At 57.9% G+C, this 22,657-nt stretch carries 20 protein-coding genes; 18 read left to right on the top strand and 2 right to left on the bottom strand.

The annotated features are described in order from the left end of the window. Positions 1 to 3 precede the first annotated feature (3 nt). The 18 genes from rsmH to mutT all read left to right on the top strand — a co-directional run bounded on the left by rsmH (position 4) and on the right by mutT (position 21,823). The gene (gene rsmH / locus AC5DB9_RS02280; RefSeq protein ID WP_022959582.1) at positions 4 to 942 is read left to right on the top strand and encodes a 16S rRNA (cytosine(1402)-N(4))-methyltransferase RsmH; all 939 of its coding nucleotides are present in this window, start codon (positions 4 to 6) and stop codon (positions 940 to 942) included. Next, positions 935 to 1,285: a cell division protein FtsL gene (gene ftsL / locus AC5DB9_RS02275; RefSeq protein ID WP_022959581.1), complete on the top strand. Its 351-nt coding sequence runs from the start codon at positions 935 to 937 to the stop codon at positions 1,283 to 1,285. Before rsmH ends, ftsL begins: the two co-directional genes overlap by 8 nt. Next, positions 1,269 to 2,990 carry a peptidoglycan D,D-transpeptidase FtsI family protein gene (locus AC5DB9_RS02270; RefSeq protein ID WP_272993915.1) on the top strand — a complete coding sequence of 574 codons (1,722 nt, stop codon included), beginning with the start codon at positions 1,269 to 1,271 and terminating at the stop codon, positions 2,988 to 2,990. Before ftsL ends, AC5DB9_RS02270 begins: the two co-directional genes overlap by 17 nt. Then, a complete protein-coding gene (locus AC5DB9_RS02265) occupies positions 2,987 to 4,474 on the top strand; it encodes a UDP-N-acetylmuramoyl-L-alanyl-D-glutamate--2,6-diaminopimelate ligase (protein WP_273009547.1) in 1,488 nt (495 codons plus the stop codon). Before AC5DB9_RS02270 ends, AC5DB9_RS02265 begins: the two co-directional genes overlap by 4 nt. Continuing rightward, positions 4,471 to 5,832: a UDP-N-acetylmuramoyl-tripeptide--D-alanyl-D-alanine ligase gene (locus tag AC5DB9_RS02260; RefSeq protein ID WP_272993403.1), complete on the top strand. Its 1,362-nt coding sequence runs from the start codon at positions 4,471 to 4,473 to the stop codon at positions 5,830 to 5,832. The genes AC5DB9_RS02265 and AC5DB9_RS02260 overlap by 4 nt, the downstream gene beginning before the upstream one ends. Continuing rightward, positions 5,833 to 6,915 (top strand): phospho-N-acetylmuramoyl-pentapeptide-transferase, encoded by a 1,083-nt coding sequence (gene mraY, locus AC5DB9_RS02255; protein ID WP_272993406.1) that lies wholly within the window; start codon positions 5,833 to 5,835, stop codon positions 6,913 to 6,915. Positions 6,916 to 6,932: 17 nt separating this feature from the next. After that, positions 6,933 to 8,279, top strand: a complete 1,347-nt coding sequence (gene murD / locus AC5DB9_RS02250) for a UDP-N-acetylmuramoyl-L-alanine--D-glutamate ligase (protein WP_272993409.1) — start codon at positions 6,933 to 6,935, stop codon at positions 8,277 to 8,279. Then, the gene (ftsW, locus tag AC5DB9_RS02245; RefSeq protein ID WP_022959575.1) at positions 8,272 to 9,411 is read left to right on the top strand and encodes a putative lipid II flippase FtsW; all 1,140 of its coding nucleotides are present in this window, start codon (positions 8,272 to 8,274) and stop codon (positions 9,409 to 9,411) included. The genes murD and ftsW overlap by 8 nt, the downstream gene beginning before the upstream one ends. Further along, positions 9,401 to 10,486 (top strand): undecaprenyldiphospho-muramoylpentapeptide beta-N-acetylglucosaminyltransferase, encoded by a 1,086-nt coding sequence (gene murG / locus AC5DB9_RS02240; RefSeq protein ID WP_272993414.1) that lies wholly within the window; start codon positions 9,401 to 9,403, stop codon positions 10,484 to 10,486. Before ftsW ends, murG begins: the two co-directional genes overlap by 11 nt. Continuing rightward, positions 10,476 to 11,903, top strand: a complete 1,428-nt coding sequence (gene murC, locus AC5DB9_RS02235) for a UDP-N-acetylmuramate--L-alanine ligase (protein ID WP_022959573.1) — start codon at positions 10,476 to 10,478, stop codon at positions 11,901 to 11,903. The genes murG and murC overlap by 11 nt, the downstream gene beginning before the upstream one ends. Continuing rightward, entirely contained in the window at positions 11,904 to 12,857 is a 954-nt protein-coding gene (locus AC5DB9_RS02230; RefSeq protein WP_272993417.1) for a D-alanine--D-alanine ligase, read from the top strand. Further along, positions 12,847 to 13,626, top strand: a complete 780-nt coding sequence (locus AC5DB9_RS02225) for a cell division protein FtsQ/DivIB (RefSeq protein ID WP_022959571.1) — start codon at positions 12,847 to 12,849, stop codon at positions 13,624 to 13,626. The genes AC5DB9_RS02230 and AC5DB9_RS02225 overlap by 11 nt, the downstream gene beginning before the upstream one ends. Before the next feature lie 78 nt (positions 13,627 to 13,704). Next, a complete protein-coding gene (gene ftsA / locus AC5DB9_RS02220; RefSeq protein WP_022959570.1) occupies positions 13,705 to 14,934 on the top strand; it encodes a cell division protein FtsA in 1,230 nt (409 codons plus the stop codon). A gap of 80 nt (positions 14,935 to 15,014) precedes the next feature. Beyond that, positions 15,015 to 16,172, top strand: a complete 1,158-nt coding sequence (gene ftsZ, locus AC5DB9_RS02215) for a cell division protein FtsZ (RefSeq protein ID WP_272993421.1) — start codon at positions 15,015 to 15,017, stop codon at positions 16,170 to 16,172. A gap of 100 nt (positions 16,173 to 16,272) precedes the next feature. Beyond that, complete coding sequence (gene lpxC / locus AC5DB9_RS02210) at positions 16,273 to 17,187, top strand: UDP-3-O-acyl-N-acetylglucosamine deacetylase (RefSeq protein WP_022959568.1); 915 nt, start codon at positions 16,273 to 16,275, stop codon at positions 17,185 to 17,187. 256 nt (positions 17,188 to 17,443) lie between these two features. Then, the gene (gene secA, locus AC5DB9_RS02205) at positions 17,444 to 20,191 is read left to right on the top strand and encodes a preprotein translocase subunit SecA (protein ID WP_272993426.1); all 2,748 of its coding nucleotides are present in this window, start codon (positions 17,444 to 17,446) and stop codon (positions 20,189 to 20,191) included. Between the two features lie 20 nt (positions 20,192 to 20,211). Further along, entirely contained in the window at positions 20,212 to 21,429 is a 1,218-nt protein-coding gene (argJ, locus tag AC5DB9_RS02200; protein WP_272993429.1) for a bifunctional glutamate N-acetyltransferase/amino-acid acetyltransferase ArgJ, read from the top strand. Positions 21,430 to 21,436: 7 nt separating this feature from the next. Next, positions 21,437 to 21,823, top strand: coding sequence for an 8-oxo-dGTP diphosphatase MutT (gene mutT / locus AC5DB9_RS02195; RefSeq protein ID WP_337924579.1), 387 nt, complete (start codon positions 21,437 to 21,439; stop codon positions 21,821 to 21,823). Here the strand turns inward: mutT and AC5DB9_RS02190 are convergent, their stop codons facing one another. Together AC5DB9_RS02190 and coaE are read right to left on the bottom strand one after the other, a co-directional pair. Then, positions 21,824 to 22,102: a DNA gyrase inhibitor YacG gene (locus tag AC5DB9_RS02190; protein WP_272993435.1), complete on the bottom strand. Its 279-nt coding sequence runs from the start codon at positions 22,100 to 22,102 to the stop codon at positions 21,824 to 21,826. Then, positions 22,035 to 22,652 (bottom strand): dephospho-CoA kinase, encoded by a 618-nt coding sequence (gene coaE / locus AC5DB9_RS02185; protein ID WP_272993438.1) that lies wholly within the window; start codon positions 22,650 to 22,652, stop codon positions 22,035 to 22,037. The genes AC5DB9_RS02190 and coaE overlap by 68 nt, the downstream gene beginning before the upstream one ends. Between the last annotated feature and the right edge of the window lie 5 nt (positions 22,653 to 22,657).

Below are 22,657 nucleotides of genomic sequence, written 5' to 3'. Positions count from 1 at the left end.
GCTTTGGATAAGCATCTGACGGTACTGCGGGATGAAGCCGTTGCCGCCCTGATTGGCGATGAGCAAGGGCGCTATGTTGACGGGACCTTTGGTCGTGGCGGGCACAGTCGCTTGATTCTTCAGCAGCTCGGGCCGCAGGGGCGGTTGCTGGGTGTGGACAAAGACCCGAGGGCGATTGAGGCGGGAAATTCACTTGCGGCGGAGGATGACCGCTTTTCCATTGCGCGAGGCTCATTCGCCGATTTTGATCGCTTTGTGGAGCAGGCGGCTTGGGGTGACGGGGTTGATGGTGTGTTGCTGGACCTCGGCGTGTCGTCGCCGCAGTTGGATCAGGCTGAGCGCGGGTTCAGTTTCTTGCGCGATGGCGAGCTGGATATGCGCATGGACACCGAGAATGGGCTCAGTGCGGCGGACTGGCTGGCGGTGGCTGAAGAGGCCGATATTGCCCGCGTATTAAAAGAATATGGTGAAGAGCGCTTTGCGAAGCGAATTTCCAGGGCGATTGTCAACGCAAGGCAAGAGCAGCCGATTCTCCGAACCTTGCAGTTGGCAAAAATTGTGGCTGAGGCCAATCCCGCTTGGGAGAAGCACAAGCATCCGGCTACCCGGGCCTTCCAGGCGATTCGCATTTATATCAATAACGAGCTGGGCGACCTGGAGACCTTTCTCGGCAAAGTGGTTGATGTATTGCGCCCGGGTGGGCGCCTCGTAGTGATTAGCTTTCACTCCTTGGAAGACCGCATGGTAAAGCGCTTTATGCGCAAACAGGCTCAGGGCGAGCGAGTGCCATCCTACTTGCCGGTGAGTGATGAACAGCTGGGGCGTTCGATGCGTTTGCTCGGTAAGGCGGTTAAGCCGAGTCAGCAGGAAATCGATGAAAACCCGAGGGCGCGCAGTGCGGTGATGCGAGTTGCTGAAAAGCTGGGAGCAGAAGGTGGCTGATGGGCGAGCCAAGCGCTCAAAAGCCAAGGTGGCCGGCCGCAGTAAAGAGCAGGTGCCGGCGCCATTGGGAGGCATATTGGTGCCGCTGTTGCTGGTGATGGTGTTGGTGAGTGCCATTGCGCTGGTTCAGAGTTCGCACCGGTCGCGCAAGCTGTTTAGTGAGCTGCAAGACCTGCGTCGCGAGGCGATGCAGTTGGATGAAGAGTGGGGCCGGCTGCTGTTAGAGCAGAGCACCTGGGCCTCACCCGACCGGGTGCAGAGCCTGGCCGAAGACAAACTAAAGATGCAAGCGCCGGATATGCGCGAAGTCAATATGGTAAGGGGTTATGGCAAAGCAGGTTAATGCGCCGGTATCGCCTTGGCGATTCCGTGTTGTCATTGCTGGGCTGCTAATACTGGCAGCGCTGCTGCTCGCCCGTGCCCTGACATTGCAGGTGCTGGATGTCGATCGCGGCTACCGTTTCCTGCAAGGGCAGGGGAATGCGCGCACTATTCGTACCGAAATTATTCCTGCCCACCGCGGCATGATCTCCGACCGCAACGGCGAGCCGTTGGCAGTGAGTACGCCGGTGGCATCCATTTGGGCCAACCCGCAGGAACTGGGTAAAAACAAGGACAGTTGGGCGAAGCTGGCGCGTGCACTCAATATGTCGCACGGTGAACTCGCCGGCCGGCTTCAGCGCTATGCCGACAGTCAATTCATGTATCTGCGTCGCCACCTGTCGCCGCAGGACGCTAAAACCATTCTTGCATTGAAGGTGCCCGGTGTTTATCTGCAGCGGGAGTACCGTCGTTTTTATCCGGCGGGTGAAGTGGCTGCTCACATGCTTGGATTTACCGATATCGACGATCGGGGCCAGGAAGGGCTTGAGTTGGCCTATGACGAATGGCTGAACGGAACGCCAGGCAGCAAGCGTGTTTTGAAGGATTTGTACGGCAATATCATTCGCGAGATTGATGCTGGCCGTGAGGCCAGTCCGGGCAAAGACTTGCAGCTGAGTATTGATCTGCGTCTGCAATACCTCGCCTATAAGGAGTTGAAGTCGGCGCTGAAGCGCACCGGTGCGAAGGCGGGATCGGTGGTGATTCTCGATAGTCGCAGCGGCGAAGTGCTGGCGCTGGTGAATCAGCCTTCCTACAACCCCAATAATCGCAGCCAGCTCAGCCCCAGCGCCATGCGCAATCGCGCGCTGACCGATATGTTTGAGCCGGGTTCGACCATGAAGCCGCTGACGATGGTGGCGGCATTGGAAAGTGGTCGCTACCAGCCGGATACCGAGATCAACACTCACCCCGGCTACATCAAAGTCGGGCCAAAACTGCTGGAGGATCACCGCAACTACGGGGTGTTGACTGTGGCTGACATCCTTAAAAAGTCCAGTCAGGTTGGCACAACAAAAATTGCGCTCTCTCTCGATGAGCAAGAAGTGTGGAGGGTGTTTCAGCGTTTCGGGCTGGGGCGCAGTACCGGCTCCGGCTTCCCTGGAGAGAGCACCGGCGTGCTCCCGAATCACCCTAACTGGCGTGCCATTGAGCGCGCCACATTTGCATTTGGCTACGGCCTAACGGTCACCAGTTTGCAGTTGGCGCAGGCATATTCTGTGTTTGCCAATCACGGTGTGTTTCAGCCGGTGTCGCTCGTGAAGCGCGAGGCCAGTGCTGAGCGCAAACAGTTAATCTCGCCAATAATTGCCCGCCAGATCGTCGATATGCTTGAAAGCGTTACCGGCCCCGGCGGCACGGCGACGCGTGCGAGAGTGGATGCCTATCGTGTGGCGGGCAAAACCGGTACCTCACATAAGGCCATTGCAGGCGGTTATGCCGAGGATCGTTATTTCTCGCTGTTTGCCGGTGTTGCGCCGGCCAGCGACCCGCGCATTGTTGCGGTAGTGGCTATCGACGAGCCGAAAGGCGACTACTTTGGTGGCCTCGTGGCCGCGCCAGTGTTTTCCAAGGTTGTGGCCGATGCGCTCCGGTTGATGAATATTGCGCCCGATGATGTGGAGCCGGTGGCGAAGGCGGACAAAAAAGGAGATGCGGCGGCATGACAGCGATCAAGCGCTATGACAGCCCTCTCCATCGTTCGCTCGGCGACCTGCTGCCGAATTTGAGTGCTGAAGTCGCGGCGGTGCCATTGAGTGGCTTGTGTCTGGACAGCCGTCGAATCAAGCCGGGTGATGTATTTCTGGCCGTTAAAGGTCACCGTCAGGATGGCCGTGAGCACATCAATACCGCCGTGGCATCGGGCGCCGTGGCGGTGATTGCCGACGCACCCTGTGACGGTTCGAGCTGGTCTCTGCCTGTGTTGGAAGTGCCGGGACTGAGTGAGCAATTGAGCGCCATTGCGGGGCGTTATTACGCAGAGCCTTCGCGCAGCCTGCGCCTGGTAGGAATCACGGGTACTAACGGCAAAACCAGCTGTAGCTGGATGTTGGCGCAGTTACTGGAAGCGATGAACCAGCCTTGCGGCATCATTGGTACCTTGGGCAGCGGCCGTTTTGGCAGCCTTGAGCCAGCGGTCAATACTACGCCGGATGCGGTCGCGATTCAGGCGCTGTTGGCTGAGTGGTGCCAGGCTGGGGCCCGTTGGGCGTCCATGGAGGTGTCTTCCCATGGTTTGTCGCAGAAACGTGTGGAAGCACTGCATTTCGACGCTGCCGTATTCACCAACCTGAGTCAGGACCACCTCGATTACCACGGTACCATGGAAGCCTACGCGGCAGAGAAAGCGCGTTTGTTTACGTGGCCCGAGCTGGAGCTGGCGGTGATTAACCGTGACGATGACTTCGGTCGGCAGCTACTGCAAAAAAGTGCTGCATCGCAGTGTATTGATTACAGCCTCCGCGACCCGTCAGCGACCCTGTATATGGAATCGTTTGAGCAGGATATTCGCGGCAGCCGTGCGCGACTGCATAGTCCCTGGGGCCATGTAGAGATTGAGACGCCGTTGCTGGGAGAATTCAACCTCGCCAACCTTGCGGCGGCCTGTGGGGTATTGCTGGCACGCGATGTTGATCCTGGCGAAATTGAGGCCTTGTTGCCGGGCTTGCAGCCGGTGCCCGGCCGCATGCAATGCCAGCGCAGTGATGATGACGTGCTGGTTGTGGTGGACTACGCCCATACCGAAGATGCCCTGGCTAAAGCCATTGCGACGCTGCGGCCGCTGACGCGCGGTCGCCTGAGTTGCGTATTTGGCTGTGGCGGTGACCGCGACAGTGATAAGCGGCCCAAAATGGGGCGTGCCGCATCGGCTGCTGACCGCGTCTACGTGACCAGTGATAATCCACGCAGCGAGTCTCCGGAAGCAATTATTGAGCAAATCTGCGAAGGCATGCCTGCAACGGTATCCCGGCATTGCGATGTAGATCGTGAGCGCAGCATTTTGATGGCCATTGCCGAAGCCCGGCCGGGCGACGTGGTATTGATCGCTGGCAAAGGGCATGAGTCCAGTCAGGAAATCGCTGGCGAGCGGCGTCCTTTCAGTGATGTCGCTACTGCCCGGCGTGCACTGGCAAGGAGGGCGTCAGCATGATGCGTGCGCTTTCTCTTGATGCAGTGGCGACGCTGACCCACGGCAAACATTATGGTGAGAACGCCGAGATCAGCTCGGTGGTCATTGATAGTCGCCGGGTCCGTGCTGGCAGCCTCTTTGTCGCGCTGCGTGGTGAGCGCGTGGACGGTCATGACTACCTTCGGCAAGCCGCAGAATCCGGCGCATCGGCAGCCCTGGTTAACCGGCAATGCAAGGAGTTGCCGGGTGTGATTGTGGATGACAGTCAGCGGGCTTTGGCGGACCTTGCCAGAGATAACCGCCGTGCGTTCCGCGGGCCGCTGATCGCGCTTACTGGAAGCAGTGGTAAGACCAGTACCAAGGAAATGCTGGCGGCGATTCTGTCTTGCAACGCCTCCGTGCTGGCGACGTCGGGGAATCACAACAACGAATTGGGTGTGCCGCTCACGCTCCTGGATATTTCGCCGCAGCATGCGTTTGCCGTTATCGAGATGGGCGCGGCTAAAGCCGGTGATATCCGTTACCTCTGCGAATTTGCACAGCCCGATGTCGCGATTCTGACCAATGCCCAGGCGGCGCATTTACAGGGTTTTGGCTCGCTGGACGGCGTAGCTAAAACCAAGGGTGAAATTTTCGAAGCGTTGTCCCCGTCTGGCCTCGCTGTGATCAATGCCGATGATCGTTATTACTCGCAATGGCAGGCGCAGGCCTCGCACTGCCGTCAGTCCAGCTTCAGCCTGATCTCGTCGTCCGCAGACGTTTATGCATCGGATATTTCCGCGACCGCAGAGGGCAGTCAATTCACGCTGCATTGCGCGGCCGGGCAGACTGAGGTGCTGTTGCCCCTCAGCGGCCGGCACATGGTCGCTAACGCCTTGGCCGCGGCGGCGGCAGCGCTGGAAGTCGGTATAAGCCTGTCTCAAATTGCCGAAGGCCTGGGTGGGGTCAATAGCACGGCGGGTCGATTGTTCAGTCAGCGATGGGGCGGCATCACCGTGATTGACGACAGCTATAACGCTAACCCCGGCTCAGTGCGGGCGGCGATTGAGGTGCTAGCGGCCAAACCGGGCAAGTCCTTGCTTGTGCTCGGAGAGATGGCTGAGCTGGGTCCGGATGCTGAGGCTCTGCATCGCGATGTCGCTGCGTATGCCCGCGATGCCGGCGTGGCGAGCTGTGCCTTTGTTGGCGAGTTTGCTGACGTGATGGCTGAAGAATTTGGCGATGCTGGCCGCGCATTTGCCGACAAGCAAGCATTGCTCGGTCATTTGCCGACGCTGCTGGATAACGTGAATACGGTGTTGGTGAAAGGCTCGCGCAGTAGCGCGATGGAAGAGGTCGTGACGGCCCTGCAACAAACCTTATCAGGGGAGAACGGCTGAATGCTGTTACTGCTATCGGAATATCTCAGCCAGCATATCAGCGGTTTTGCTGTGTTCCAGTACCTCAGTTTCCGGGGCATTCTCGGTGTGCTGACGGCGCTCGCGATTTCGCTGTTGGTCGGGCCGGGCATGATTCGCCGCCTCAATTACTATCAAATCGGTCAGGCCGTTCGTGACGACGGCCCTAAATCGCACCTGAGCAAGTCCGGCACGCCGACCATGGGCGGTGCCTTGATTCTGGTGGCGATTTTTACCAGCACCTTGCTGTGGGCGGATCTGCGTAACCCCTTCGTGTGGACCGTGCTGATCGTTACCTTTGTATTCGGTGCCGTGGGCTGGGTAGATGATTACCGAAAGGTGATCGAGCGTAATCCCCGCGGCTTGCCCGCGAAGTGGAAATACTTCTGGCAGAGCGTGGCCGGCATCGGTGCGGCGGTCTTTCTTTATATCAATGCCGACAGCCCGGTGGATACCACGCTCTACTTCCCGTTTTTCAAGAACCTGAGCTGGCAGATGGGCCCGCTGTTCATGGTGCTTTGCTACTTCGTCATCGTCGGCTCCAGTAACGCGGTGAACCTGACCGATGGCCTCGATGGCCTGGCGATTCTGCCTACCGTACTGGTGGGGTCAGCGCTGGGGCTGATTGCCTACCTGACCGGTCACGTGAAATTTGCCGAGTATCTGCACATTCCTTATGTAGCGGGGGCGGGGGAGCTGATTGTGATCTGCGGCGCGCTGGCGGGTGCCGGGCTCGGCTTTCTGTGGTTCAACACCTACCCCGCGCAGGTATTTATGGGCGATGTCGGCGCGCTGGCGCTGGGGGCAACCTTGGGCGCCATTGCCGTGATCACCCGCCACGAGATCGTATTTTTCATTATGGGCGGCATTTTCGTGCTGGAGACCGTGTCGGTCATCCTGCAGGTGGCGTCCTTCAAATTAACCGGTAAACGCATTTTCCGCATGGCGCCGATTCACCACCACTTCGAGCTGAAGGGGTGGCCGGAGCCGCGAGTCATTGTGCGTTTCTGGATTATCACGGTGATGCTGGTGCTGTTTGGCCTGGCAACACTGAAACTGCGTTAAGCGAGACGAGAACGGACGTGAGCCTCATTGCATCGGACAATAAGCGCGTGATTGTGGGACTGGGAGCCACCGGGCTTTCTGTTGCCCGCTATCTGTCGTCGCGTGGTTTGCCCTTCGCTGTGGCAGACAGTCGCGAACAGCCGCCCGGCCTTGATGATTTTCGTCAAGCCTATCCGGATGTTGAGCTTCAACTGGGCGCTTTTTCTGACGAGCAATTTACCGGCGCCAGTGAGCTGTTGGTGAACCCCGGTATTCCTCTGAGTGAGCCGGCCATTGCGGCGGCAGCTAAAGCCGGTGTGCGCATCAGCGGCGATATCGATTGCTTCCACGAGGCGGCCAAGGCGCCTATCGTGGCGATTACCGGTTCCAACGGCAAAAGCACCGTGACCACCCTGGTCGGTGATATGGCAGATCGCGCTGGTCTGCGTGTGGCCGTGGGCGGCAATTTGGGCACCCCCGCCCTGGATCTGCTCAGCGACGACTGCGAGCTGTATGTGCTGGAACTGTCATCTTTCCAGTTGGAGCGCTGTCAGCAGTTGGGCGCGAAAGTGGCGACAGTGTTGAATGTCAGCGCCGATCACCTCGACCACCACGGGTCGATGCTGGCCTACCATCAGGCCAAACACCGCATTTTTCAGGGCTGTAAAAAAGTGGTGATCAACGCTGATGACAGCCTGACCCAGCCGCTGGTGCCTGAGGATGTCGAAAAGTGGGTCTTCAGTCTGGGGCGTTCGGATTTCCGCCGCTTCGGCCTGCTGGAACAGCCGGGTCAGCGCTATTTGGCGTTGGCGCGCGAGCCGTTGATGTCAGCGGATGAGCTGCGTATCGCCGGACGCCACAACCTCAGCAATGCGCTCGCGGCGCTGGCAATTGGCGCAGCTGCCGATCTCCCGATGGCGGCGATGCTGGATACCCTGCGCGAATTTCCCGGCTTGCCCCATCGCTGCGAATTTGTCGATGAGCAAAACGGCGTGCGGTTTTACAACGACTCCAAGGGCACCAATGTGGGCGCCTCGGTGTCGGCGATTGAAGGCTTGGCTGAGCAAGGTCGCGTTGTGCTGATCGCCGGTGGCCTGGGTAAGGGCGGCGATTTCGCACCGCTGGCGGAAGCCCTTCGTCGCCATGGGCGAGCTGCGGTACTGATTGGCGAAGCGGCGCCGCAGATCGCCTCGGCAATAAACAATCAAGTGCCGACCGTAAACGCCGACAGCATGTCGGCTGCGGTTGCGGCTGCCCGGAAGCTGGCCGAAACCGGCGATGTGGTGCTGCTGTCTCCAGCCTGTGCCAGCTTCGATATGTTTCGTAGCTATGGTGACCGCGGTGAGCAGTTCTGTGAAGCCGTGCGGGAGGTGAGCCATGCTTAGCCTTCGCACCGCCTGGCAGGACTTGCAGGATATGGATCGCCAGCTTCAGTGGTTGCTGGTGGCACTGCTGGCAGTAGGGTTTGTGGCGATGACGTCGGCGTCGATTGAGCACGCGGCCAGTCGTTACGACGATGCCTTCTTCTTTGCCAAACGCTATGGCCTGCATTTTACGCTGGCCTTCGGTCTGAGCCTGGTGATGTATTTCACCCCCGTTGCGTTCTGGGAACGCACGGGATGGCTGTGGTTGCTGATTGGCTTCCTGCTGCTGGCGCTGGTGTTGGTGCCCGGCGTGGGGCGCGAAGTGAACGGAAGTCGTCGCTGGCTGGCCTTGGGGCCGCTGACCCTGCAGGCCTCCGAGTTCGTCAAGCTGTTCGTGATCTTTTATCTCGCGGGCTATCTGGTACGTCGCGGTGAAGAGGTGCAGGAGCGTTTTTCGGGCTTTATCAAACCCATGGCGCTGCTGTTTGCAGTCACGCTATTGCTGATGCTTGAGCCGGACTTTGGCGCGACCGTAGTGACTGCCGGTACGGCATTTGTAATGATTTTTCTCGGCGGCGTGAAACTAGGGCAGTTTCTGCTGGTCATTCTCAGCTGTTTGGCCAGTGCCGTGGCACTGGTGATTTTTGAGCCCTATCGGATGCAGCGTTTAACGGCTTTCACCGACCCTTGGGCCGACCAATTCAATACCGGTTACCAGCTTACTCAATCGTTGATTGCCTTCGGGCGCGGCGAATTGGCGGGTGTCGGTTTAGGGAACAGCGTGCAGAAATTGTTTTACCTGCCTGAGGCGCACACCGACTTTGTGTTTGCCATTCTGGCAGAAGAATTTGGCTTTATGGGTACGGTTGTAGTCATTGGCCTGTTCGTCGGTCTGGTCGGGCGGATGATGTGGATCGGCCGCCACGCCGAACTCACCGGTCGCCGTTTTCATGCTTTTGTGGCGTACGGCGTATCGATGATGATCAGTGCACAGGCGTTCATCAATATGGGCGTTAATGCGGGATTGTTGCCGACAAAGGGGCTGACCTTGCCCTTTCTCAGCTACGGCGGCAGCAGCCTGATGGTGTGCATGGCGATGGTGGCATTGGTCGCCCGCATTGAGCGCGAATGCAGGGGGGAATATGGCCACTAAGCCCTGTGTGTTGATTATGGCGGGTGGCACAGGCGGTCACGTCTTCCCCGCTTTGTCGGTGGCGGAGGCGCTGCGTCAGCGCGGTGTTGAACTGCATTGGTTGGGCACGGCGCAGGGGATTGAGGCCCGGCTGGTGCCTGCCGCCGATATTCCGCTGCACTGTCTGAAAATGGCCGGTGTGCGCGGCAAAAATCCCCTGTTCCGACTGCTGGCGCTGGCTAAGGCCGGACTGGCGGTTCTGAGCAGTATGTTGCTGCTACGTCGTCTCAAACCCTTCTGCGTGATAGGTCTGGGTGGCTACGCTTCGGGGCCGGGCGGATTGGCCGCAAAACTGATGGGTATTCCGGTACTCATTCATGAGCAGAACGCGGTGGCCGGCACGACCAATCGCTTGCTGGCTAAGTTGGCTAAACGTTGCCTGACCGGGTATCCCATTGAGCTGGGCGGCGATAAAAGCCGCTATATCGGTAACCCGGTGCGTCGGGATATTGCCGAACTGCCTGCGCCGTCGTCGCGTTTTGCCGAGCGAGAGTCCGGTTTGCGGGTGTTGGTGGTGGGCGGCAGCCTGGGCGCGCTGGCGATTAACGAATGCATGGTGAAAACCTGGGCGCTGCTTGCCGATCTGCCGCAGCTGCAATTGTGGCACCAAACCGGCCGTGCTCACGAAGACACGGTACGCATGGCCTACGCCGAATCTGGGCTGAGTGTGCGCGCTGATGCGTTTATCGACGACATGGCCGAGGCCTATGCCTGGGCCGATGTGGTGGTATGCCGGGCCGGTGCACTGACTGTGGCCGAGCTTGCGGCGGCCGGACTGTCAGCAATTCTAATTCCACTGCCGAACGCGATTGACGATCACCAGCGCGCGAATGCGCAGTGGTTTGTCGATGGCGGTGCGGGCGAAATTCTTGACCAGCGTGAACTCACGCCGGAGCGCCTTGCAGACCGCCTGCGCGAACTCGCGACGCAGCCGGAGCTATTGCGCGAGCGCGCGGAAGCGGCGCGGGCGCTGGCAAAAATCGATGCTGCTGATGTGGCTGCCGACTGTTGTATGGAGTATGCCCATGGTCACTAAGCATCCGTTTATTGTTCCCGAAATGCGCAGAGTGAAGCGCATCCATTTTGTGGGCATCGGTGGCGCCGGTATGTGCGGTATTGCCGAGGTGCTGTTGAACCTGGGTTATGTGGTGTCGGGTTCTGACTTGAAGGCTTCACTGAGCACCGCCAGGCTTCAGCGCCTGGGGGCGAACGTGAGTTTTGGCCATCGCGGCGAAAACATCCAGCAGTGCGATGTGGTGGTGGTATCCAGTGCGGTGAAGGCTGACAACCCGGAAGTGCTGAGCGCAAGAGAGCAGCGCATTCCTATTGTGCCGCGCGCCGAAATGCTGGCAGAACTCATGCGCTATCGCCATGGCATTGCCGTGGCGGGCACGCATGGAAAAACCACCACTACCAGCCTGATTACCTCGATTTTTGCCGAGGCGGGGCTGGATCCGACATTTGTTATTGGTGGGCTGGTAAACAGTGCGGGCACCAATGCGGCGCTCGGCGAAAGCCGCTATCTGGTGGCAGAGGCGGACGAGAGCGACGCGTCATTCCTGCATCTGCAGCCAATGGTGTCGGTGGTGACGAATATCGAAGCTGACCACATGGACACCTATGGTGGCGACTTCAGTCGTTTAAAGCAGACCTTTATCGATTTTCTCCACAATCTGCCGTTCTACGGGGTGGCCGTGGTGTGTGTGGATGACCCGGTGGTGCGGGAGTTGTTGCCGGAAATTGGTCGCCAAACACTGACCTATGGTTTCGCGGAAGACGCGGATTTCCGTATCCACAGCGTTGAGCAGGACGGGCTGCAAAGCCACTTCCGCGTGAGCCGCCGCAAGGGCGGCGAGCTGGCGCTGACTATCGGTCAGCCCGGTATTCACAATGTGCTTAATGCGACGGCGGCAGTGGCGGTTGCCAGTGATGAAGGCCTGGATGATACGGCGATCTGTCGCGGTATCGCCAATTTTCAGGGCGTCGGTCGCCGCTTTCAGCGCTATGGCGAACAGTTGCTGGCAGAGGGCAGTTTCATGCTGGTAGACGATTACGGCCACCACCCCACTGAAGTGGCGGCGACGATTGCGGCGGCGCGTCAGGCCTGGCCGGATCGCCGCTTGTTCATGTTGTATCAGCCGCATCGCTACACACGCACGCGCGATCTCTATGAGGATTTCGTCAAAGTGCTGGGCAGTGTGGACGCACTGGCTCTGCTGGATGTGTATTCAGCGGGCGAATCGCCGATCCCCGGAGCGGACAGTCGCAACCTCTGCCGCAGTATTCGCTTGCAGGGCAAGCTGGAGCCGCTGTTCGTCGATGGGCCTGAACAGGCGTTGGCGCAGCTGCGCCCCCATTTGCGCCCCGGTGATGTTCTGCTGACTCAGGGGGCGGGGAATATCGGCGCACTGGCGCAACAATTTTCAACGCAGGATTGGACGCAGGCGAGTTAGATGACGGACACGGCCATTAACACAGTGATGCAAGCCATTGGCGGTCAAATCGCCGTGCTGCTGGGTGGCAGCTCGGCAGAGCGTGAAGTCTCGTTGCGCAGTGGAGCGGCGGTGATGGAGGCCTTTGCTCGCTTGGGTATCCCTGCCACCGCAATCGATACCCGCGATGCTGACTGGATGCAGCAGCTTGCGCCGTTCAGTCACTGCTTTCTGGCCTTGCATGGGCCCGGTGGTGAAGACGGCACAGTTCAGGGCGCGCTGGAATGTCTGGGTAAGTCGTACACCGGCAGCGGCGTGATGGCTTCTGCGCTGGCTATGGATAAGTTGCGCTGCAAGCTGCTCTGGTTAGGACACGGCCTGAGTACGCCAAAGTTTGTTGAGCTGGATGAGCACAGTGACTGGAAGGTCATCAGTAAAACGCTGGGGCAGGCGATTGTGAAGCCGGCCTGCGAGGGCTCAAGCATTGGCATGTCCCGTGCCGATAGCGCCGCAGAGCTCGAAGCGGCATGGCATACCGCGAAGCCCTACGGCCGGGTGTTTGCGGAACAGTGGATAACGGGTGGCGAGTACACCGTGGCGGTACTGGATGGTCAGGCTTTACCGGCGATCCGGCTGGAGACCGATGCGGCTTTTTACGATTTCAATGCCAAGTACCTGTCAGACAGTACGCGCTATCACTGCCCGGCGGGGTTGAGCAAAGACGACGAGCAGGGTTTGCGAAAGCTGGCGGTGCAGGCCTTTGATGCGGTCGGCTGCAGAGGCTGGGGACGGGTAGACGTGATGCGCGATGAGCGCGGCCGTTTCTATTTACTGGAGATCAATACCGTGCCGGGGATGACCGATCACAGTCTGGTCCCGATGGCCGCCAAGCAGTCGGGGTTGAATTTTGATCAATTGGTGCTGCGCATTTTACAGAGCAGCCTGAACGACACTGAGGCGGCCCATGGCGGCTAAGCAGAACCGATTCAAGCGCTCCCGTGGCGGCGAAGAAAAGCGACGCATGGGAAGTCGCCGGGAGTGGGGGCGAATTTTTAATCGCCTGTTGCTGCTGTCGGCTGCGTTGGGTTTTGTCTACGGCGTGGAAAAACTGGGAGAGCGTCTCGACGGTATTCCCGTTGAGCGTGTGGTGTTTGCGGGTGATCTGCACCACGTGAACCGAGAGGTACTCGTTGAACGGGTGACCAGCCATTTGGCTGTCGGGTATCTGGGCTTGGATTTGCCTGCGATTCAGGCCGAGTTGGAGCAGGAGCCGTGGGTATACCGAGCGGTGGTGGAGCGGCTGTGGCCGCGTGAGCTGAAAATCACCATCGTTGAAGAAACGCCAATTGCTGTATGGGGGCGTGGTGGCCTGCTAAACCATCGCGGCCGTATTTTCGAACCGGAAGAAGGGCGTGCTTACCGCGGTGATCTGCCGGTGCTGGACGGTCCAGAGGGCAGTGCGCTGGAGATGATGCGCCAGTACCGACTGATGAGCCAGCTGCTGGGTGATGAAAATCTGCAGCTCAATACGCTGGAAATGAGTGCGCGGGGCAGTTGGACCGCTCGCATCGAAAATGATGTGGAGCTGGTGTTGGGGCGGCAGGAGCCGCTGGAGAAGTTGCGGCGTTTTCTGTGGGTATACCGCCAGTCTCTGGCGGCAGATTTCGCCAAAGTCGCGCGTGTGGATATGCGCTATGTAAATGGTCTGGCCGTTGCCTGGGCCGAACAACAGAACAAGGGATAACCATGCACATTGAGTTGCTAAAAGAAGGTCGACGTCGCCTCGTACTCACATCGTGCATCGCTTGGGGGAAGTGCAGCAATGTCTAATGCAAATGCCGGAAGAATGGTGGTCGGGCTGGATATCGGTACCTCGAAAGTGGTGGCGATTGTGGGTGCGATCAACGATGAGGGCAAGCTGGAGGTTGTGGGTATTGGCTCGCATCCCTCTCGTGGCCTGAAGAAAGGCGTGGTCGTCAATATTGAGTCCACCGTCCAGTCCATTCAGCGGGCCGTGGAAGAGGCGGAGTTGATGGCTGGCTGCGAAATCCACAGCGTGTATGTGGGGATCGCCGGTAACCACATTCGCAGCCTCAACTCTCACGGCATCGTGGCGATCCGTGACCGCGAAGTCTTTCAGTTGGATCTCGACAGGGTGATTGATGCGGCTCAGGCCGTGGCGATTCCTGCCGATCAGAAAGTGCTGCACATCCTGCCTCAGGAATTTGTGATCGATGAACAGGAAGGCATCAAGGAACCATTGGGCATGTCAGGTGTGCGCCTGGAAGCCAAAGTGCACCTGGTGACCTGTGCGGTGAATGCCGTGCAAAACATCGAGAAATGTATCCGTCGCTGTGGCCTCGAGGTCGAGGACGTGATTCTCGAGCAGCTGGCGTCCAGTTACTCGGTGCTGACAGACGATGAGAAGGAGCTGGGGGTGTGCTTGGTGGACATCGGTGGTGGTACCAGCGATATCGCCATCTTTACCGACGGGGCGATACGCCACACTGGCGTAATCCCCATAGCGGGTGATCAGGTGACCAATGACATCGCCATGGCGCTGCGTACGCCCACCCAGTACGCCGAGGAAATCAAAATCAAATATGCCTGTGCGCTGACTCAGCTCGCCGGTGAAGGTGAAACCATCAAAGTACCCAGTGTGGGTGAGCGCGCGCCGCGTGAGCTGTCCCGTCAGGCCTTGGCAGAGGTAGTTGAGCCCCGCTATGACGAGCTTTTCACGCTGGTTCAGGCCGAATTGCGCCGCAGTGGCTACGAAGACCTCTGTGCGGCGGGCATTGTGCTGACTGGCGGTACTTCAAAGATGGAGGGCGTCGTTGAGCTGGCGGAAGAGATATTCCACATGCCTGTGCGCATTGGGTCTCCGCAGGGTATTCGCGGCCTCACCGACATTGTGCGCAATCCGATTTATGCCACCAGCGTGGGTTTGCTGCAGTACGGACTGAAGCATCAGGAACAATCCGGCGGGCGCGGGCGCGTTCGTCAGGACGGTTTTGTATCCCGGTTGAAAAACTGGGTGCAGAACAATTTTTAACACAACAACACTGTTTTTAACGAAGTAGTAACCGGTCGTGTTTGGCAGCACGGCTGATCATGTAAAAAGGGAGAAAAACCATGTTTGAACTCGTAGATAACGTTCCTCAGAACGCAGTCATTAAAGTGGTGGGTGTCGGTGGTGGCGGCGGCAATGCCGTTAAGCACATGATTGCCAACGATGTTGATGGTGTGGATTTCATCTGCGCCAACACCGACGCGCAGGCGTTGACTGATGTGATGTCAAAAACTGTTCTGCAGCTTGGCACCGCCATCACCAAAGGGCTGGGCGCAGGTGCCAACCCCGAGGTGGGTCGCCAGGCGGCTATTGAAGATCGCGATCGCATCGCGGAAGCACTGGAAGGTGCCGATATGGTGTTCATCACCGCGGGTATGGGCGGCGGTACTGGTACTGGCGGCGCGCCGGTGGTTGCAGAAGTGGCGCGTGAGCTGGGTATTCTGACCGTGGCGGTGGTCACCAAGCCCTTCCCCTTCGAAGGCAAGAAGCGGATGACCGTTGCTGAAGCGGGCATGCGGGAACTGCGTCAGCACGTTGACTCGCTGATCACTATTCCCAACGAGAAGCTGCTGCCGGTACTGGGTAAAAACACCAGTCTGCTGGATGCTTTCAAGGCGGCCAACGACGTATTGTTGGGGGCGGTGCAAGGCATTGCTGACCTTATCATCCGTCCGGGTATGATCAACGTCGACTTCGCCGATGTGCGCACCGTGATGTCTGAAATGGGTATGGCGATGATGGGCAGTGGTATTGCCTGCGGTGAGAACCGTGCCTGTGAAGCCGCTGAGGCCGCGATTCGCAGCCCGCTGCTGGAAGACGTTAACCTCGAGGGTGCCCGTGGCATTTTGGTAAATATTACCGCGGGATTGGACCTCTCCCTAGGCGAGTTCAGCGATGTCGGGGATACTATCAAGGAATTTGCGTCTGAGGACGCTACCGTGGTGGTTGGTACGGTGATCGATCCGGATATGAGCGACGAGCTGCGAGTCACTGTCGTGGCAACTGGTCTGGACGGCATCGCGCAGGAAGCCCCGCTGAAAGTGGTCGAGAGCAAGCCCGTTGAGCGCGCTAGTGACTACCGCAAGCTGGACCGGCCGACAATTATGCGTAACCAGCAGGCAGCTGCCGCTCGTGAAGCCGTTCCCGCTTCGCCGGTGGTGGAAGACAAAGACATGGAATATCTGGATATTCCTGCGTTTTTGCGCCGCCAAGCTGACTGATACGCAAGTACGGCAGCGGTAGCAGTTGGCGCCACCCGGTCGGTTACGGCCAGGGTGCTGCGCTAGGCGGCGTTTTGCGTCTTTAGTAAGAGTGTGAACCATGATCAGACAACGTACATTGCGCAATACCATCCGGGCGACCGGTATTGGTTTGCACACCGGAGAAAAAGTCTTTCTTACCCTGAAGCCCGCACCGGTGGATACCGGGGTGATCTTCAGACGAACGGACTTGAACCCGGTCGTTGAGATCCACGCTCACGCGGAAAATGTCGGTGATACGACCCTGTCTACCACGCTGGTAAACGGCGATGTCCGGGTATCAACGGTTGAGCACTTGCTGTCAGCAATGGCGGGGCTGGGCATTGACAATGCCTACGTCGAGCTGAGCTCATCGGAAGTGCCGATTATGGATGGCAGTGCGGGCCCCTTCGTGTTCCTGATTCAATCAGCGGGCATAGAGGAGCAGGATGCACCCAAGAAGTTCATCCGTATCAAGCGGCCGGTTACGGTAAAAGATGGCGATAAAGTTGCCAGTTTCCTCCCTTTTGACGGCTTTAAAGTCTCTTTTACCATCGACTTTGATCACCCGGTTTTTCGCGACCGTACCGGCCACGCCGAGCTGGATTTTTCCAGTACCTCCTTCGTGAAGGAAGTGAGCCGGGCCCGCACCTTCGGTTTTATGCATGAGATCGAGTACCTGCGTTCCAAGGGCCTTGCTCAGGGCGGCAGTGTGGACAATGCCATCGTGGTAGACGAATACCGGATTCTGAATGAAGACGGTCTGCGCTACGAAGATGAGTTTGTGAAGCACAAGGTGCTCGACGCCATCGGTGATTTGTATCTGTTGGGTACCAGCCTGATTGGTGAATTCAAGGCGCACAAGTCTGGCCACGGCTTGAATAATGCGTCGCTGAGACAGCTCATCAAAGAAACCGACGCTTGGGAATGGGTGACCTTCGAAGACCCCGCCGACGCGCCGATTACCTACGCGGCAGCCGCTGCTGCCAGTGCTTGATGGCACTCCTCTTTCCCATCCGGCACCTCGCCGGGTGGGAATAGCAATCTTTTTCCATGTATGCGATATTGCCCCACGGTAGCGCAGCGTGCGCGACTCCTGCCGGCCATGTCATTGCGACATCGTTCTGACAGTGCCACCCAGATGCCCTTGAAATTTTGTCATCTGAACTTCATTGACGTAGTTTAGCGTGACGCGCGGCGCTGTCGCTCTGTCAGGCAGGACCTGAAATTCCTCTGAGAACCAACGGCTCAACATGATCACAGCAGTAGTCAAGAAGATATTTGGAAGCAAAAACGACCGAGAACTCAAGCGCATGCGCAAGGTCGTGGCCCGTATCAACGCTTTAGAAGAATCCCTGACCGCGCTGGATGATGCGGCGCTGCGAAGTAAGACTGAAGAGTTCCGTCAGCGGGTGGCCGCTGGTGAGACGCTGGATCAGATACTGCCGGAAGCCTTTGCTGTCGCCCGTGAAGCGGGACGTCGTGTGCTCGGTATGCGGCACTTCGATGTGCAGATGATCGGTGGTATCAGTATGCATGAGGGCAAAATCGCCGAAATGCGTACCGGTGAGGGTAAAACGCTGGTTGCGACATTGCCGGTTTACCTTAATGCCATTGAAGGTAAGGGCGTGTTTGTCGTTACGGTTAACGACTACCTGGCCCAGCGTGATGCGAACTGGATGCGTCCGCTGTATGAATTCCTGGGGCTGAGCGTCGGTGTTGTTCGTGCCGGGCAGGGCAGTGATGAAAAGCGCGCTGCTTATCAATCCGACATTACCTACGGCACCAACAATGAGTTTGGTTTCGACTATCTGCGCGACAATATGGCTTTTGCGATTGAAGATCGCTATCAGCGCAGCCTGAACTTCGCCATTATCGACGAAGTCGACTCTATTCTGATCGACGAAGCGCGCACACCACTGATTATTTCCGGTCCAGCCCAAGACAGCTCGGCGCTGTACCGGCAAATCAACAAGTTTATTCCCAAGCTGGAACCCGTGCCTGAAACGGATGAGCCGAAAGTGGCCGGTTCGGAGCCGGAAGAAGGTCACTACAGCGTCGATGAAAAAATGCGGCAGGTGGAGCTGACGGAGGCCGGTCACCAAGTAGTGGAAGAGCTGCTGATTAAAGAGGGCTTGCTGGATGAAGGGGACAGCCTTTACTCCGCCAGCAATCTGAACCTGCTGCACCACGTGAACTCGGCCCTGCGCGCTCACGTTCTGTTCCATAATAATATCGAATACATTATCCAGAACGACCAGGTTGTGCTGATTGATGAGCATACTGGCCGGACGATGCCGGGCCGTCGATTGTCGGAAGGTCTTCATCAGGCGATTGAAGCCAAGGAGGGAGTAACTATTCAGGCGGAAAGCCAGACACTGGCATCCACCACCTTCCAGAATTACTTCCGTCTGTTTGACAAACTGGCCGGGATGACGGGTACCGCTGATACGGAAGCCTTTGAATTCCGCCAGATTTACGGTTTGGACGTAGTGGTGATTCCCACCAACAAACCCAATGCTCGTCGGGACCACAATGATCTGGTCTATTTGAGCAAAGAAGAAAAATACGACGCCATCGTCAACGATGTGAAAGCCATTGTCGAAACCGGTGCGCCGGTGCTGGTGGGGACGGCGTCGATAGAAACCTCTGAAGAAATGTCCAAGCGCTTCAAGCAAGCGGGCATGTCTCACAAGGTGCTAAACGCCAAATACCACGAGCAAGAAGCCGAAATTATTGCCCAGGCGGGGCGCCCCGGCGTGGTGACTATAGCCACTAATATGGCCGGTCGAGGTACCGATATTGTCTTGGGTGGCAGCGTCGATGCCGAGCTGGAAAAGCTCGACAACCCGTCAGAGGCGATGATTAACGAGCTGCGCGAAGCCTGGAAAGAGCGTCATGAGCAGGTGATTCAGGCCGGTGGCCTGCATATTATCGGCACCGAGCGCCATGAATCCCGCCGTATCGACAACCAGCTGCGCGGTCGTGCCGGCCGTCAGGGCGACCCGGGTGTGTCGCGTTTTTATCTGTCACTCGAAGATAATTTGATGCGGATCTTTGCCTCTGATCGCGTGCGCAGCATTATGCAGGCGCTGGGTCTGGAGAAAGGGGAAGCGATCGAGCACCGTATGGTGTCCAACGCCATCGAGAAAGCCCAGCGCAAAGTTGAAGGTCGCAACTTCGATATCCGCAAACAGTTGCTGGAATACGACGATGTGGCAAATGACCAGCGCCAGATTATTTATCAGCAGCGTAATGAACTGCTGGAGTCGGAAGACATCAGCGAGATGTTGGCAGCGATTCGCAGCGATGTGGTTAATGACGTCGTCAGTGAATATATTCCCATGCAGAGCATGGTTGAGCAGTGGGATGTCGACGGACTGGAGCGTCGGCTGGAGAATGACTTCGAAGTCAAACTGCCGATTGCCCAGTGGCTGGAAGAAGACAAAAAGCTGCAAGAGGAAGGCGTTCGTGAGCGCATTCTCGATGCGGTAACGGCTGGCTACGAGGCGAAGTGTGAGAAGGTCGGCCCGGATATGCGCAAAATTGAGCGACATATCATGCTGCAGGTGCTGGATACGTTGTGGAAGGAGCATCTGGCTACCATGGATCACCTGCGCCACGGCATTCACTTGCGCGCATTTGCCCAGAAAAATCCTAAGCAAGAATACAAGCGCGAGGCGTTTGAGCTGTTTCAACAAATGCTCGACAGCCTCAAGCACGAGGTTGTCCGTTTCCTGGCTCACCTGCAGTTGCAGCAGGATGAAAGTGCGGAGGCACTGGAGCGTAAGCGTCGCGAAGAGCAGGCGCGCCGTGCGATGGAATTCCAGCACGCTGAGGCGTCTGCGATGGATGCAGAGTCTGAGGAGGACGTTGGCGAAGCACCTGAACAAGCTGTCCCCGAAACCTTTGTGCGCGAAGGGCGTAAAGTGGGGCGCAATGAGCCTTGCCCTTGTGGGTCGGGTAAAAAATACAAGCAATGCCACGGTAAGCTGGGTTAAGGCACAAGGAGTAGCAAAGCATGGCGGTAGGGTCTGGTGACTTTGGCGTGTTGCACCCGGTTGATGGCGTGCGCATTGGTATAGCCAGTGCGGGAATCAAGAAAGCCGGTCGCAAAGATGTGGTGGTGTTTGAGCTTGCCGAGGGCAGCACGGTTGCTGGCGTGTTTACCAAGAACGCGTTCTGCGCTGCGCCGGTGACGATAGCCAAGTCTCATCTTCAGCAGTCCGGTGCACGCTACTGGCTGGTAAATACCGGCAATGCCAATGCCGGCACCGGGCCTTCAGGGCTTGAGGCTGCCAAGCAGTGCTGCTCGGCGCTTGCTGATTTGGCCGGCTGTCCGACAGAGCAGGTGTTGCCGTTTTCTACCGGTGTGATTGGCGAGCCCTTGCCCGCCGATAAAATTATCGCTGCCTTGCCCGCAGCGCTGGCTGATTTGTCTGCCGAGCATTGGTCTGATGCTGCCAGCGGTATCATGACCACCGACACCCGCCCCAAGGCATGCTCCCGTCAGTTCGAATGGCAGGGGAAGATCATTACCGTCACCGGTATCTCCAAAGGCGCGGGCATGATTAAACCCAATATGGCGACCATGTTGGGCTATGTGGCTTGCGATGCGGTTATCGCACAAACTCTGCTGCAACGCCTTGTTAGCGACGCGGCGGAGCAGTCCTTTAATCGCATTACCGTTGATGGCGATACCTCCACCAACGATGCCTGCATGCTGGTGGCAAGCGGTGCATCGGGTGTCGAGATATCAGAACGTGAGCCTGAATTGCTGGCTGCCATGACGGATTTGATCAACGAAGTCTTTCTCGATTTGGCGCAGGCGATTGTGCGTGATGGCGAGGGGGCAACCAAGTTTGTGGAAGTGGCAGTCTGCGGCGCCAAGTCCAGTGAAGAAGCATTGAAGGTGGCCTATACGGTTGCTGAATCGCCGCTGGTTAAGACGGCGCTGTTTGCCAGCGACCCGAATTGGGGACGCATTCTGGCCGCGATTGGTCGCGCAGGCATTGAGGATCTAGATGTCAGCGGCGTACAGGTTCATCTGGGCGATGTATTGATTGCCGACAAAGGCGGTCGGGCTGCGTCCTATACTGAGGAAGCGGGCGCGGCGGTGATGAAGCAGGAAGAGATTGTCATCGCCATTGATCTCGGCCGGGGCGATGTGGCTGAAACCGTGTGGACCACCGATTTTTCCTACGATTACGTCAAAATTAATGCCGAGTACCGAAGCTAAAGCCTTAGTGAGAGTCGCTGTTGGTGTGGTGTGTGATGACGAGCATCGCATACTCATTGCCCGGCGAGCAGAGTATCGCCATCAGGGCGGGCTGTGGGAATTTCCCGGCGGCAAGATTGAAGAGGGAGAAACTCTCGCTCAGGCTTTAGTCCGTGAGTTACACGAGGAGCTGGGGATTGATGTCGCCCCGGAACGCTGTGAGCCGCTGATGACGATTGAACATGATTACGGCGACAAGGCGGTGCGGCTGGAAGTCTGCTGGGTGCGTCAGTTTCAGGGCGTGCCCACGGGCAAAGAAGGACAGCCACTGCGTTGGATCGATGTGGCGGACCTGAATAACTATGCATTTCCGAAAGCCAACGACGCTATTGTAGAGGCCATTCAGGGCGCTTGATTACTCCCGTTCCGGGGCCATTTCTAGATCCCCGCTAAGAATATCTTCGTAGTCCGCTTGTCCCGGAATGCTGTGTTCTTCATTCGACCAGGCAATGAAGTCGCGGTTCTTGCATTGTTCCGAGCAAAAAGGACGAAAGGGGTTACGGCTGTCCCACTGTTGAGCTGTCCCGCAATTCGGGCAGGCTACGGCCGGACGGTTTGATTGGGTATTAGCCACGATTGGCTTTCTCCTGCGCCAGCTGTAAGTATTTCCGGTGAAGTTCTTCAACGCGAGCATCGAGTGTGTCGATGGCTTGGCTATTGTCCAGAATATCATCAGCGGCGGCCAGCCGCTGTTCCCGGCTGGCCTGACTGGCCATTATGCGCTCCACCTGTGCGCGTTCATTGTCATCACGCGCCATGGTTCGTTCAAGCTGCACCGCTTCCGGCACATCGACCACGAGTAGTCGGTCGCACAGGGCCTTCTGGCCTCCCTCTACGAGAAGGGGAGATACGTACAGGCCGTAGGCACTTTGAATATTGCCGAGCTGTCGCAACGTTTCCTCGGCAATAAGCGGATGCAGCAGCGCTTCCAGCCATTGTTTCTCGTCGGGGTTACTGAAAATGCGTTTGCGTAGCTCGGCGCGGCGAAGCTGCCCATCACTGTCGAGGATGCCGTCGCCAAAATGCTCTCGAATTTTTGTCAGTGCTTCGGTGCCGGGTTCGACCACAACGCGTGCGATGACATCGGCGTCAATGACGTCAATACCCTTTGCCGCGAAACGGTCAGATACCGCGGTTTTACCGCTGCCGATACCACCACTCAGACCGATAATGACCTTGCTCATAAATA

This window comes from Spongiibacter sp. (assembly GCF_984394615.1).
This window is presented reverse-complemented; position numbering and strand designations above follow the sequence as displayed.

Coding starts and splice junctions, on each gene's coding strand:
- AC5DB9_RS02270 (WP_272993915.1), top strand. CDS start 1,269: ATGGCAAAGCAGGTTAATGCGCCGGTATCGCCTTGGCGATTCCGTGTT.
- AC5DB9_RS02265 (WP_273009547.1), top strand. CDS start 2,987: ATGACAGCGATCAAGCGCTATGACAGCCCTCTCCATCGTTCGCTCGGC.
- AC5DB9_RS02260 (WP_272993403.1), top strand. CDS start 4,471: ATGATGCGTGCGCTTTCTCTTGATGCAGTGGCGACGCTGACCCACGGC.
- mraY (WP_272993406.1), top strand. CDS start 5,833: ATGCTGTTACTGCTATCGGAATATCTCAGCCAGCATATCAGCGGTTTT.
- ftsW (WP_022959575.1), top strand. CDS start 8,272: ATGCTTAGCCTTCGCACCGCCTGGCAGGACTTGCAGGATATGGATCGC.
- murG (WP_272993414.1), top strand. CDS start 9,401: ATGGCCACTAAGCCCTGTGTGTTGATTATGGCGGGTGGCACAGGCGGT.
- murC (WP_022959573.1), top strand. CDS start 10,476: ATGGTCACTAAGCATCCGTTTATTGTTCCCGAAATGCGCAGAGTGAAG.
- AC5DB9_RS02230 (WP_272993417.1), top strand. CDS start 11,904: ATGACGGACACGGCCATTAACACAGTGATGCAAGCCATTGGCGGTCAA.
- AC5DB9_RS02225 (WP_022959571.1), top strand. CDS start 12,847: ATGGCGGCTAAGCAGAACCGATTCAAGCGCTCCCGTGGCGGCGAAGAA.
- ftsA (WP_022959570.1), top strand. CDS start 13,705: ATGTCTAATGCAAATGCCGGAAGAATGGTGGTCGGGCTGGATATCGGT.
- ftsZ (WP_272993421.1), top strand. CDS start 15,015: ATGTTTGAACTCGTAGATAACGTTCCTCAGAACGCAGTCATTAAAGTG.
- lpxC (WP_022959568.1), top strand. CDS start 16,273: ATGATCAGACAACGTACATTGCGCAATACCATCCGGGCGACCGGTATT.
- secA (WP_272993426.1), top strand. CDS start 17,444: ATGATCACAGCAGTAGTCAAGAAGATATTTGGAAGCAAAAACGACCGA.
- argJ (WP_272993429.1), top strand. CDS start 20,212: ATGGCGGTAGGGTCTGGTGACTTTGGCGTGTTGCACCCGGTTGATGGC.
- AC5DB9_RS02190 (WP_272993435.1), bottom strand. CDS start 22,102: ATGCTCGCGTTGAAGAACTTCACCGGAAATACTTACAGCTGGCGCAGG.
- coaE (WP_272993438.1), bottom strand. CDS start 22,652: ATGAGCAAGGTCATTATCGGTCTGAGTGGTGGTATCGGCAGCGGTAAA.